At 37.3% G+C, this 13,396-nt stretch carries 12 protein-coding genes; 11 read left to right on the forward strand and 1 reads right to left on the reverse strand.

Features of this window, described 5'->3' with window-relative positions; genetic code table 11:
- The 11 genes from ACEYX7_RS05820 to ACEYX7_RS05870 all read left to right on the forward strand — a co-directional run.
- Positions 1-1,929: LTA synthase family protein (locus ACEYX7_RS05820; protein ID WP_374900305.1), on the forward strand; the 1,929-nt coding region annotated here is incomplete at its 5' end.
- 191 nt (positions 1,930-2,120) lie between these two features.
- The gene (locus tag ACEYX7_RS05825; protein ID WP_374802398.1) at positions 2,121-3,293 is read left to right on the forward strand and encodes a DegT/DnrJ/EryC1/StrS family aminotransferase; all 1,173 of its coding nucleotides are present in this window, start codon (positions 2,121-2,123) and stop codon (positions 3,291-3,293) included.
- Positions 3,290-3,901, forward strand: coding sequence for a sugar transferase (locus ACEYX7_RS05830; RefSeq protein WP_374802396.1), 612 nt, complete (start codon positions 3,290-3,292; stop codon positions 3,899-3,901). The genes ACEYX7_RS05825 and ACEYX7_RS05830 overlap by 4 nt, the downstream gene beginning before the upstream one ends.
- 60 nt (positions 3,902-3,961) lie before the next feature.
- Complete coding sequence (locus tag ACEYX7_RS05835) at positions 3,962-5,836, forward strand: polysaccharide biosynthesis protein (RefSeq protein WP_374802489.1); 1,875 nt, start codon at positions 3,962-3,964, stop codon at positions 5,834-5,836.
- 12 nt (positions 5,837-5,848) lie between these two features.
- Complete coding sequence (gene galU, locus ACEYX7_RS05840; protein ID WP_374802394.1) at positions 5,849-6,724, forward strand: UTP--glucose-1-phosphate uridylyltransferase GalU; 876 nt, start codon at positions 5,849-5,851, stop codon at positions 6,722-6,724.
- Between the two features lie 18 nt (positions 6,725-6,742).
- Positions 6,743-7,999 carry a UDP binding domain-containing protein gene (locus tag ACEYX7_RS05845; protein WP_374802392.1) on the forward strand — a complete coding sequence of 419 codons (1,257 nt, stop codon included), beginning with the start codon at positions 6,743-6,745 and terminating at the stop codon, positions 7,997-7,999.
- Positions 8,000-8,016: 17 nt separating this feature from the next.
- Positions 8,017-9,654, forward strand: a complete 1,638-nt coding sequence (pgi, locus tag ACEYX7_RS05850) for a glucose-6-phosphate isomerase (protein ID WP_374900309.1) — start codon at positions 8,017-8,019, stop codon at positions 9,652-9,654.
- Positions 9,655-9,924: 270 nt separating this feature from the next.
- On the forward strand, positions 9,925-10,299 hold the full coding sequence (locus tag ACEYX7_RS05855; RefSeq protein WP_374802390.1) for an HPF/RaiA family ribosome-associated protein: 375 nt from the start codon (positions 9,925-9,927) through the stop codon (positions 10,297-10,299).
- Between the two features lie 155 nt (positions 10,300-10,454).
- The gene (locus ACEYX7_RS05860) at positions 10,455-11,003 is read left to right on the forward strand and encodes an ankyrin repeat domain-containing protein (RefSeq protein ID WP_374802388.1); all 549 of its coding nucleotides are present in this window, start codon (positions 10,455-10,457) and stop codon (positions 11,001-11,003) included.
- Positions 11,004-11,051: 48 nt separating this feature from the next.
- Positions 11,052-11,891 (forward strand): transporter, encoded by an 840-nt coding sequence (locus ACEYX7_RS05865; RefSeq protein ID WP_374900306.1) that lies wholly within the window; start codon positions 11,052-11,054, stop codon positions 11,889-11,891.
- 87 nt (positions 11,892-11,978) lie between these two features.
- Positions 11,979-12,425, forward strand: a complete 447-nt coding sequence (locus ACEYX7_RS05870) for a hypothetical protein (RefSeq protein ID WP_374806492.1) — start codon at positions 11,979-11,981, stop codon at positions 12,423-12,425.
- Between the two features lie 251 nt (positions 12,426-12,676).
- Here ACEYX7_RS05870 and ACEYX7_RS05875 read toward each other — a convergent pair whose 3' ends face one another.
- Complete coding sequence (locus ACEYX7_RS05875; RefSeq protein WP_374900307.1) at positions 12,677-13,333, reverse strand: HAD family hydrolase; 657 nt, start codon at positions 13,331-13,333, stop codon at positions 12,677-12,679.
- Positions 13,334-13,396: the final 63 nt, after the last annotated feature.

Below are 13,396 nucleotides of genomic sequence, written 5' to 3' on the forward strand. Positions count from 1 at the left end.
GGTCTAATTCGTCAGAAAAATTACTATTATGCCATTGCTTTAACAGTCTTTTTTATTTTTTTGTCGTGTGCTGAGAAAAATATGTTTAAATTTAATGTAAAAAATCATTTTACTCAACTCTTTTTAATTTTTATTGAACAACAATGGTTCTTTGTTTTTTTAAGTGTTTTTTTTGGCATGTTATATGCTTATCCAACTATTGATTATAATAGAGATTATGATGGAACACTTTTTGTTAAAAGATTAATGTTTGTAGCAGTGTTTAATGGTTTTATTTTTTATGTTTTTTTAAATTTTTTAAACATATTTTTTAGAAAGAAAATGTTGGTAGGTTATTTTTGTTCTATTTTATTTTTATTTTTATTTTTTATTAATGTAGTTAAAAGTAAAATTCTTAACTTCCCTCTTGTCTTTCAAGATTTTGCTCTTGTAGGTGAAGCATATAAGGTTGTATCCTTAGACTTGAAAGTGTATGCTACACTATTTTTTTTAATCGCAATTGTGGTTGGCTTTTTTATCTATAAACTTCATAGGAGAGAACAGAAAAAAGATAATCTTTCTATTTGCTCAATATTTATTTTTGTTATAGGTACTGCACTTATTTCATTTAATGCTTATATTATGCGTATTCCTTTTGATAAATGTCCAGATAAATATAATTATACAATTTGTCATACCAATCTTTATTACTTTCCTTCAACTGTACGCTGGAATGGTGACTTGGCAACCATGCATCGTATTGGTTATTTACCGTATATAATAAATAGAACTATTGATGACTTCACAAAAGATGCAAAAGTAGATATTAGCGAGACACAAGTTAATCAGATTCTAAAAAATGATGATATGCAAACTCAGGTATTTGAGAACAAGCCTAATATAGTCGTGATATTACATGAGTCTTTAATCGAACCAAAAGTTCTTGATAAGGGGTTAATAGCAGAAAAAACGCCATTCATTGACATGTATAAAAAAAGTAATTTTTTAAGTCCAGCTTTTGGTGGGCAAACTGCAAATGTTGAGTTCGAGATTTTGACTGGATTAAATATTTCATACTACTTAGGTGAGTTAATGTATGTAAATAGAGTAAAAAAAGATATTTATAGTTTGCCAAGATATCTACAAAAATTTGGATATCAAAGTGTAGCAATACATAATTATCCAGGAGGTTACTACAATAGAGATAAAGCTTATCAATATCTAGGATTTAATAATTTTATAAGTATAGAAAAAATGATACCTAATATTATCAATACGCAAATCAATATCAAGAAGGAAAGCTTTTCTGATGACCTGGTGTATGATCAAATTTTAAATACTCTTAAAAACAACCAAGATCGTCCGAAATTTATTCATGCGATTACTGTCAAAAATCATGGCGATTATCAAGATGACCGTTATGGGATAAAGGATTTTCATTTTGAAAAGCAATATGATAAAGATGCCAAACAGGGTTTAAGTACCTATGCGGCAGGAGTTATCGATGCAGACCAAAAAATGTTAAACTTAGTGCAACGTCTCAGTGAAGTTAAACAACCGACGATTTTAGTTGTTTATGGCGATCATCATCCATATATTAAAAATGTATCCGAAATTGATGGTAAAACTAATAAGGATATAGAGAAGTACGAAACACCCTTGATGGTTTGGAGTAATTTTCCAATAGATGAAAATCAATTTGACTCGCCCTACATTGCATCACATTTTTTGGCAACGAAGATCTTAAAATCTATTCATTTTCCACTACAGAGCTATTTTGGTTTTATGAACAGTGTAGCAGATTGCTATGATGCAATTCATCCACAGTTTATTTTGAAAAAAGAAAATTGTAATGCTGAAAATGGTCAGAAACTATTAGAGCAGTATAAATTGATCAATCAAGATGTACTTTCTGGTCAGAATCATAGTTATGAACTTTTACAAAAATAATTTTATATTTTTATAAGATTATATTGTTTACAAGAAGTCTGGCTGTATATAGGACTTCTATAGAAATATATCACCGTCTATGCTACAGTACTATACTAATGAATTATATTTATTGCGATAAAGTGGAATAAGGTGATCACTTTTTATACTCTCTTGTCTGCAAGATATAAGATGAAAACCCGAGGAATGCCATGACACAAAACAAGTTTCTTCCCTTCGCTTTGCCAGAAATCGGTGAAGAGGAAATCCAAGAAGTCGTAGACGCCTTACGTTCTGGTTGGGTAACGACTGGACCAAAAACCAAGCAATTTGAGGCCGATTTTACAGCTTATTTGCAACAAGGCGAAGACTTAGGATTACAGTCTTTGGCAGTCAATTCAGCAACATCGGGTCTGCATTTGGCTTTGGAAGCTGTAGGGGTTGGTGTGGGTGATGAAGTCATTGTTCCGACATTTACCTTTACTGCTACGGCTGAAGTAGTGCGTTATTTGGGTGCAACGCCTGTTTTTGTAGACTCAGATCCTGCAACTTTAAATATTGATCCTGAACAGATTCGTCAAAAAATTACCAATAAAACTAAAGCGATTGTTCCTGTACATTTTGCAGGGATGTGTGCAGACATGGATAGCATTTTGGCTATTGCCAAAGAATTTAATCTTAAAGTCATTGAAGATGCAGCACATGCTTTCCCAACCAAACATCAAGGTAAATTGGTGGGGACTCTAGATTCGGATGTGACTGTATTTAGTTTTTATGCCAACAAAACCATGACTACTGGTGAAGGTGGTATGTTGGTGTCTCGCCATGCTCATATTATTGAGCGTGCGAAGATTATGCGTTTGCATGGTATTAGCCGTGATGCGTTTGATCGTTATCAATCCAAAACACCTGCTTGGTTTTACGAAGTGATTGAACCGGGGTTTAAGTACAATATGCCAGACATCTCTGCGGCACTTGGCTTACAACAACTGAAAAAGATTGATCGATTTTGGCAAAAGCGTGAGCAGATGGCACAGCGTTACGAGCGTGAGCTTGCTGATTTGTCGCTTATTTTACCACCACGTCCAACAGATGCAGATTCGACACATGCATGGCATATTTATCCTGTGCGTTTGACCGCAGATGCCAAGATTGGTCGTGATGAAATGATCGTTAAAATGGCAGAACAAGGTATTGGCTGTTCGGTACATTTTATTCCATTGCATCGTCATCCAGTATGGCGTGATGGCTATCAATTGACGCCAACACAATTTCCACATGCTGAACATATTTATCAGAATATCTTTTCAATTCCGCTGTTTACCAAAATGACGGACGATGATCAAACTCAAGTTATTCAAGCGATTCGAGATATTTTGGCGTGAAACAATTAACTTTATTCTTTAAGCGTGCTTTAGATATTATCGGGGCAGTATGTGGTTTAATCGTACTGTCACCGCTATTTATCATCGTTGCATTGTGGATCAAATACGATTCGAAAGGTGATATATTTTTCCGCCAAGTACGTGTTGGTAAGCACGGTGAAAATTTTCGTATCCATAAATTTCGTACCATGTATCCAGACAGTGAACGTAAAAGTGGTTTGACCATTGGCAAGGATAATCGCATTACGCCATCGGGTGTATTTTTAAGAAAATACAAGGTTGATGAATTGGCACAATTGATTGATGTGTTATATGGTGATATGAGTTTGGTGGGACCACGCCCTGAGATCCCAGAATTCATGAACCTATACGCACCAGAGTTACGTGAAAAAATCCTTTCAGTTAAACCAGGTATGACTGATAAGGCTTCAATTGAAATGATTGATGAAAATGATATACTGGGTAAATATGATGATCCACGTCAGGCGTATATTGATGTAATTATGCCAATGAAAGCAAAATATTATGTTGAGTATGCCGAAAATATTTCTGTGTTTAGAGATATTAAGTTGATCATTGAAACTGTGATAAAGATTGTTGTACGTTAACCCATTGTCTAAGTATTTTGGATTAGTGGTAGATCTGCTGCAAGTGGAATAAGAATGAATATTAAACAACTTTTGGTTGTTGCGACTACACGTTCGCGTCATGCAAAGCAACTTTTTTTAATCGCTCTAGATTTTATTGTCTTCCCGATTTTGATTTGGGCTTGCTATGTTTTACGTCTATTTGACCTGAATGCCAATCCTGTTCCAAACTTAGCATTTGGGGAAATCATCGTTGCAACGATTGCTGTTGTAAGCCTTTTTATTTGTGGTGTTTATCAATTTATTGTTCGTAGCTTTAATGAATCAATGATTGGACGTTTGGCTATCGCAACGATATTGACTATTCTCGCACTTTACACCTTGGCTTATTGCACTACAGCCGTTATTCCAATGTCAATTCCCTTGATGTTTGGGTTTACGATGTTTGCGTGGGTGTGGTTTAGCCGAGGAATTATTCGCTTTGTCATCAGAAGTTTTTTACAGTCGAATGTTGCACGTAAACGTATGGTGATTTATGGTGCTGGTTCTGCTGGGCAACAAGTCGCAGCAATCCTAAATCGTTCTGAAGAACACGTCCCTTTATTTTTTATTGATGATGATGCGTCACTGACTGGGCGAATTCTGGGTGGTCTAACCGTATATTCTGCTGAGCAAGCTATTCAACTTTTTGATAAATATCAAATCGATGAAGTGCTGATTGCTATGCCTTCGGTGAGTCGTTTACGCAAACAAGAAATCATTAAATTTTTAGAAAATGCACCTGTAAAAATCACTGAATTACCTGGTTTAACCAAGTTGGTTGATGGTGAAATCAGTATTACTGATATCCAAGAAGTTGATATTATTGATTTATTGGGTCGAGATCCTGTCCCACCAATTGCCCATTTACTTGCTAAAAATATTCAGAATAAAGTCGTGATGGTCACTGGTGCTGGTGGATCGATTGGTTCTGAGCTTTGTCGCCAAATCATTAAAAATCAGCCGAAGATGTTGATTATCTATGAGTTGACCGAATTCGCTTTGTATTCAATTGAAAAAGAACTGAATCAGACTGCACAGTGTGAAATTATACCTATTTTGGGCACAGTATTAGACCAATCAAAGCTTGAGCAAGTCATTGAGAAATACCAAGTGCAAACGGTATATCATGCTGCTGCATACAAACATGTTCCTTTGGTGGAATGTAATCCGATTGCAGGGTTGCAAAACAATGCCGTAGGTACAGCATTTAGCGTCAATGCAGCTGTGCTCAAAGGTGTTGAAACATTTGTTTTGATTTCTACTGATAAAGCTGTACGCCCGACCAATGTCATGGGTGCAAGCAAACGTATGGCAGAGCTCTATTGCCAAGCCATGGCGGATGCACAATCTAATACGCAGATTAGCATTGTACGCTTTGGTAATGTGTTGGGTTCATCAGGTTCAGTTGTTCCATTATTTAAGCAACAAATTGCAAAAGGTGGACCAATCACCGTGACTCATCCAGAAGTAACACGTTATTTTATGACCATTCCTGAGGCATCACAGCTCGTGATTCAAGCAGGGGCATTAGGTCATGGTGGCGACGTATTCTTGTTGGATATGGGCGAGCCTGTCCGTATTCAGGATTTAGCACGACAAATGATTACTTTAAGTGGATTAAAAGTACGCGAGCAAGGCAGTAATACAGGTGATATTGCTATCGAATATTCGGGTTTACGTCCTGGTGAAAAATTGTATGAAGAGTTGCTGATTGATCAAGAAGATACCCAACTTACTGAACACAGCCGTATCCTGACATCTTATGAAAAATTTGTTCCTTTTGCGGAGATTGCAGCAGTCATTGACAAAATGCATCAACTACAATCTACGCCAGAAGATGTAGAATGGGCAATTACGCAACTAGAGCATTATGTTGATGGTTATCAACGCGGTAAAGAGATTAAAGTAAATTAGGCGCATTTTAACATGATTAAGAAAGCAATTTTGCCAGTAGCAGGTTTAGGTACACGTTTTTTACCTGCAAGTAAGTCCATACCCAAGGAAATGGTTACTGTCGTCGATCGTCCAGCGATTGAATATGTTGTTCGTGAAGCAGTTCAAGCAGGTATAGAACAAATTATTTTGGTTACACATTCTTCAAAAGCATCTATCGAAAATTATTTTGATCGTAATTTTGAGCTTGAAACCACCTTAGAACAAAAGAAAAAACATGATCTCTTGGCGGAAATTACTCAGATTATTCCTAGTCATGTTAGTGTTGTGAGCGTGCGTCAGCCACAGCCTTTAGGCTTAGGACACGCAGTGTTGTGTGCAAAATCAATCGTTGGTGATGACGATTTTGCAGTGTTGTTGCCAGATGTTTTGGTGAAAAATAGTGCAACGGATAACGACTTGGCAAAAATGATTGCACGTTATGAATTAGCAAATGCCGCACAAATTATGGTTGAAGCAGTACCTGAACACATGGTAGATCAATACGGTATCGTAGATGTAGCGAATATACCTGTAGAAGGTCAAAGCATAGTAATGCAGGGCATTGTAGAAAAGCCAAAAGTTGGAGAAGCACCATCTAATTTATCTGTAGTGGGACGTTATGTTTTACCAGCAAAAATCATGACTTTATTGGAGCAAACACCAAAAGGTGCAGGTAATGAGATTCAACTCACCGATGCGATTGCCATGTTGCAAAAGACAGATAGCGTTGAAGCTTACCGTATGCAAGGTCAGACTTTTGATTGTGGCAGCAAATTGGGTTACCTTAAAGCCGTCCTTCATTACGGTATTGAACATGAAAAGTTGGGTGAAGATTTTAAAAAGATGATAAAAGACCTATCACTATAAAATACATAGGATCATCGTATGAAAGTTGCGATCTTTGGTGAAACGCTCTATGCTGGTGTTATGGCTGCGGTTTGGGCTGAAACAGGTCATACCGTTTATTGGTGTTTGGATAAAAGCAATCCACAGACGGCTCACTATGGATTAGATGAACAACTTAATCAGCGTCTAAGCCGACTGCACGACAAGAATAGTATTATTGACGTGTTACTTGATGATTTGCCTACAGATATTGATGCTTACTTTTTTGCTTTTAACAGTACAGAACAAGACAAAGTCGTCCATTTGGTCGATTATTTGGCGTTGCGTGCAGAAGTCCGCCCCAAACTGATGATCAATGGCTGTACTTTTGGATTGCATGGCACAGCAAAATTACAACAATATGCATCTCAGGATTATTGGGTTTATCTACCTGATATGATCCAAGAGGGACAGGCGATTCAAAGCTTTTTACAGCTGAAGCAAGTCATTATTGGTGTAGAGAGCGATCAAGCTAAGACGCTGATTTTGGAATTGTTACGTCCTTACTATCCGTTACCTGAACAGTTTTTACTTATGCCTATACTGGATGCTGAGTTCGCTAAGCTAAGCATTTCGGGTATGCTTGCCACACGTATTAGCTATATGAATGATTTATCACAAGTGGCTGAAAAATTAGGCATTGATATCCTCAATGTTCGTCAAGGCTTAGCGGCAGATAATCGTATTGGCTCAGTGTATTTGTCTGCAGGTGCGGGTTTTGGTGGAGAAAATTTCTCTAATGATATACTGACGTTAGCGAATACAGTGCTGAATACGGGAGTAAAAAGTCGTTTACTTGAGCAAGTGTGGCAAATCAATGAAGCACAAAAAGAAATTTTATTCCGTAAATTGTGGAATTATTATCAAGGTGATTTAAAAGACAAAACGATTGCCATTTGGGGTGCATCTTTTAAAGAGAATACCGCACGGATTGAATATTCACCGACTTTGGTTTTATTAGATGCTTTGTTTGCACAAGGTGCAACAGTCCGTTTGCATGATCCACAAGCCTTGCCTGAAATCGCACGTCATTACGGAGAACGAGCAGATCTGATTTTATGTCAAGATGCGTATGATGCCATAGAAAATGCTGATGCACTTTGTTTGATGACTGCATGGAAACAATATTATAGTCCTGATTTTAAAAGATTAAATCAAAAAATGAAATACCCACTATTGTTAGATGGTCGTAATATTTATGACCCCGATTTTGTACGAAGTCAAGGTGTAGTTTATAGTGGTGTGGGGCGTATTTAGTGAAACAATCAAATCAAATAATATCTAATCATCCGATATTAAATCAGCTTGCAGCACAAATTAAACAAAAGCATCTCAATGATTTGTTTGCTGAAGATGCACAGCGTTTTCAAAAACATCATGTGCAATTTGATGGCATGGTATTTGACTACAGTAAACAACGTGTTGACCAAACCGTAATAGATACATTGGTACAGACTGCCGAACAACAAGCATTGGACAAATGGATTGGACGTTTATTCTCGACAGAGGAAATCAATTACACTGAACAGCGTGCAGCCATGCATTGGGCATTGCGTTTGCCTGAGCATGATGTTGAATTCCCTGATTTAGCCAGTCAGATACACGAGCAGTTTAATCGTTTATACAGCCTAGTAGATAAAATTCATCAAGGTCAATATCGTGGTGTCACGGGTGAAGTTATTCAAGATGTGGTGAATATTGGTGTAGGTGGCTCGGACTTAGGGCCATTGATGGCATCGCATGCTTTGTCAGATTTTAAGAAAAAAACTGCCAAACCATTACATGTGCATTTTGTATCGACAATGGACGGCAGTCAGTTGTCAGATTTGTTGCATCAACTGCGTCCAGAAACAACGTTATTTATTATTTCATCCAAATCTTTTGGCACCATCGATACTTTATATAATGCCAATACAGTACGTCTGTGGCTACAAAAGAGCTTAGGGCAACGTCCAGCGGTACTACATAATCATTTTATTGGTATTTCCACACGTGCTGATAAAATGACAGAATGGGGTATTGCACCGCAACATCAATTTATGCTTTGGGATTGGGTCGGGGGACGTTACTCTTTATGGTCATGTATTGGATTCCTAATTATGCTGACCATAGGTGTAGAAGGTTTTAAACAATTCTTGGCAGGTGCATATGCGATGGATCAGCATTTTCGTCATGCTGATTTCAAACATAATATTCCTGTACTTATGGCATTAATTGGTGTGTGGAATAGCAATTTTCTCGCTATGCAGACGCATGCTGTACTGCCTTATGATGGTCGTCTCAAATACTTTACAGCGTATTTGCAGCAGCTGGAAATGGAGTCTAATGGTAAATCCACTCAACGTAACGATTCAGCAAGCGAAGTCAGTACTTGTCCAATTATTTGGGGTGATGTTGGGCCAAATGCACAACATGCATTCTATCAACTATTGCACCAAGGTACACAGACGGTAAGCTGTGATTTTATTGCACCCATTCGTCGTTATGATGCACAGCAATATACCTATGTTGAGAATGCAGATGCCTTAATTGAGCAACATCATTTGGCACTATCTAACTGTTTGGCACAATCACGTTTATTGGCTTTTGGTAATCAAGCACTGAATATCAAAAGTTTAGACAACGTACCTTTATATAAACAGTATGCGGGCAATCAACCTAGTACCATGATTTTATTACAAGAGTTAACGCCTCATAGCTTGGGAATGCTGATTGCAGCATATGAGCATAAAGTCTTTGTGCAGTCTGTGATGTGGAATATCAATCCATTTGACCAATGGGGTGTAGAAAAAGGTAAAGAAATTGCAAACCAAATCTTACCTATTCTAAATCGTACCGAACACGACCTATCAACACTAGATGGTTCAACACAAGGTTTGATTAAATTGTTTTTGGAACATAGCCAACATTGATAACATTTGTTCTAAATCTATGTCTTATAAGTAAGATATTTATTAGGATCTTTATGTACTAAGTTTTTGATAAATAATCATAAAACCAAAAAAACCATAAGACCGATCAATTTCTAATCGGTGTTGTAGTATCTGATTTAAGACAAGAACATCATACGTATTGATTTGTTGCTCGCATTACAAAATATTTACATTTTTTCACTGTACAATTTCATCATATTGTCACAATCTAAAGGAACACTCAATACACATAAAATCGAGGAGTTGCGTATGAATATTGAAATTCGTACTGATAAACACATCAACGGAAACGAACGTCTGATCGAGTATGTTCGCAGTGAATTAAAAGATGAATTTGGGCGTTACAGCGAAAAAATTACCCATTTCGAAGTTCATCTGAGTGATGAAAATGGTGAGCGTGGTGGCAGTGATGATAAGCGTTGTATGATTGAGGCACGTCCAGCAGGATTTAAACCTATCGCGGTGAGTCATAAGGCTGGCAATATTGATCACGCCATTCACGGTGCGATAGACAAATTAAAACGCCGTGTCGAACATACGTTTGTGAAGACCGAGCCACAACGCGGTCAAAAGCCAAATTGGTCTGAAAAAGACGATACCATTGCAGATGACCTTGAAAATTAAATTAAGCTATTTCCTTTAAAAGCGTCATCGAGATAAAAGCCCATTGATGGGCTTTTATCATTTTTGATCTGATGTAAATAATTCTATCTTGATTCGGGCTATCCGTCTGCATAAATTATGCTAGAATGAATCATGTTTAATTTTATGAAGTCATTTTGATGCCAACACTTGAACAACAACTTTTAGATGCCATTCAACAGCTCGATAGTCAAAAGGTCGCAGATTGTATTGAAAAAGGTGCAAATGTTAATTTCTTAGATGCAGAACGTGGTTTTCCATTGACTGTACTGTGCGATAGCTTATTTGACTGGTGGCTGATTTTACAACAGGCTTATGACGATGATATGCCACTGAGTGACAGTGTAAAACAAGAAAAACTCAGCCCATATTTACAGATTTTTGAGCAGCTGATTGTAGCGGGTGCGACACCGCACACGTGGGATAGTGAAGAGTTTTATGGTCCACTGTGGGATGCCGCAAGTGCAGCATGTTTGCCAATCGTACAGCGTTTATTGGATCTAAATGTCAATCCAAATACTTTGGATGATGACGGGCTACCCGTGTTAAGCTCGATTAGTGATCTTTGGTTCGAATGTGACTATGACGAGATCAATTGGAACGAAGCTTATCTAGAACAGCAAACGACACTGCAACTATTACGTCAGCATGGTGCAAAAACCACGACTGAAATTAAACCGAGTTAATGATTAGAATTACTCCATGGATATCATTTATTTTTCTGAGAAAATATCATGAAAAAAGCATTTACGATTGCACTTCTATGTACTGCCGTAAGTAGCCTGAGCTATGCTGAGGAAAGTGTGACTACAGATAGCATGTCAAATGGCAATACTGAAGAAAATACAATGACAAATGCAGTGTCCTTGGAGAATTTTACTTTTGATCGATATGTGGATGGTTTAAATGCGAGTATCACGCCAAAAGGGCGTGTTGCTTTGCAGCAGGCATTGCCCACAGCGAACTACTATGAACAGAAAGTCGATGGGCAGACACATAAAATAACTACTTTACAAACTGATAGTCTTGTACGTATTGGTATCGGACATGAGGCAGAAGTACGTGTTGGCTGGCAAGGTTTGCAGTGGCAACGTAATAAGACCGGTTCGCTGCAGCATGACGAAAACCATATCGGTGATATGAGTGTTGCCATCAAGAAACGCCTGTTAAATGACAGTGATATGCAATGGTCTGTACTAGCACAAGCTGATTTAGCTACAGGTAGCAGCTATGAACATCGCCCATGCCGTGATAAGTATAGCGTGATCTCTGCTGTAGATTATCAGTATAGTGAGCTGATTCAGACAGCTATCACTATGAAATATGATTATCAAAAAGGTGATTTGGGTTTTACCACAGTACCATCGATTCGTTACAAACTAACTGATCATGCCAAAGGTTATTTTGAATATGTAGGGCATAAGCAAGAAAGTCAAAAATCTACTTCACAGGTCAACCATGGCATTTTGTTTAATTATCATAATAAAGCTCAATTTGATATGTGGTTTGGTTATGGCTTCAATGATGTGATGCCACGTTATCGTGCTGGGCTTGGTGTATCTTATTTATTCTAATTTAATTTAATTTAATTTATAAATAAGATTTAGACAAGGACGTTGAGTTATTTTTTACACATCGTGATATTTATCAGGTGAATTGCAATGAAAAGAATATTATTTACACTTATGGTTTGTGCTATATTTAGTCCAGCATGGGCAAATCAATCCTTGCCATCTGCATTATATGATGGATATTGGGCAATGACTGAGCCATCACAAGGGAGTTATCATGTTACCAAATTTATTAAAAATAAAGATGGCAACACTATAATGCAACAATATAAATTTGAATGTTTGTCAGGTAAAAAATACCGTCAAAACATTAAAATGACCACCGCCAACTTAACATCTACAGAAAAAGGTTGGCTGATGAATGAAAAAAACTTGGGAGAATGGGCAATATTATCTATCACCAATCTTCAAGCCAATAAAAGCTTAGATTTATTACAGACTTATACTGATAAAATGCCACAATTCCAAACTATTTTCCCTAACGGTTTGACTTTGACCTATATCCATAGTCCGACTTTGCGTCCAAATTGTCAATAATATCTGACGGTGAGCAAGGAAGCCGACCTTATGATTTAGCATTAAAATAATTTATTTTTAACGTAAGTTTGGGATAATTTTTATTGTAATTGCCTGATTTTATAAAATAAATTTAATTCGTATGTAGGGTGCGTCTTACGCACCTTTCAGGAAACGGCATTAAATGGATGCGTGGGACGCACCCTACGTCTTCAAAATCATATGATTACAATAAAAAAATATGCTCTTTTAAACCGAACTCACGTTATTTTTTAATCCTTTAACGCCAAAAGCATCTCTCGCAAACTCGCCACATCATCAACTACTGTATTAGTATGCTCAAGCAGACGCTCACGGTTATGCACACCATAAGTTACACCGATACGTGGCATAGCAATATTCTCCGCCATTTGCATATCATATACGCTATCGCCGACCATCACCGCTTGCTGTGCAGTTAAACCAGTTTGATTTAAAATTTGCTCTAACATCAAGGGATTTGGCTTGGATAAAGCCTCGTCTGCACCACGCATTGCCGTAAATAAATGTTCACTTTGCGTGCGTTGTAAAACACGATCTAAACCTTTGCGTGCCTTACCTGTGGCGATCGCCAACATAAAACCTGCTTGTTCCAAGTCTAATAGCATCTGCCAAATGCCAGCGTACCAATCATCATGCTGTGAATGGGGAATATTATGTGCCACATAACAATCAAAAATAGCTTGCTTTTTCTCAGCGTCATCCGTTGGTAATACGGTTTGTAAAGCGATTGGTAATGCCAAGCCAATGACGTCTTCAGCCTGTTGGTTGGTGATTTGATAGCCAAATTGTTGTGCGGTAAATTGTAGACTATCTACAATACTCTGAATGGAATTAAATAATGTACCGTCTAAGTCAAAAATAATCAGGCGAATATCATTTTTTGTCATGATCAATTTCTCAGATTTCAGCATTTAAATTGAAATAAATTATAGCATAATAAAAATTTTTAA

Origin of the sequence: Hubeiibacter jixunmingi (assembly GCF_041928215.1) — a bacterium.
Lineage (GTDB): Bacteria > Pseudomonadota > Gammaproteobacteria > Pseudomonadales > Moraxellaceae > Acinetobacter.

Coding starts and splice junctions, on each gene's coding strand:
- ACEYX7_RS05845 (WP_374802392.1), top strand. CDS start 6,743: ATGAAAGTTGCGATCTTTGGTGAAACGCTCTATGCTGGTGTTATGGCT.
- ACEYX7_RS05875 (WP_374900307.1), bottom strand. CDS start 13,333: ATGACAAAAAATGATATTCGCCTGATTATTTTTGACTTAGACGGTACA.
- ACEYX7_RS05865 (WP_374900306.1), top strand. CDS start 11,052: ATGAAAAAAGCATTTACGATTGCACTTCTATGTACTGCCGTAAGTAGC.
- ACEYX7_RS05825 (WP_374802398.1), top strand. CDS start 2,121: ATGACACAAAACAAGTTTCTTCCCTTCGCTTTGCCAGAAATCGGTGAA.
- ACEYX7_RS05855 (WP_374802390.1), top strand. CDS start 9,925: ATGAATATTGAAATTCGTACTGATAAACACATCAACGGAAACGAACGT.
- ACEYX7_RS05870 (WP_374806492.1), top strand. CDS start 11,979: ATGAAAAGAATATTATTTACACTTATGGTTTGTGCTATATTTAGTCCA.
- galU (WP_374802394.1), top strand. CDS start 5,849: ATGATTAAGAAAGCAATTTTGCCAGTAGCAGGTTTAGGTACACGTTTT.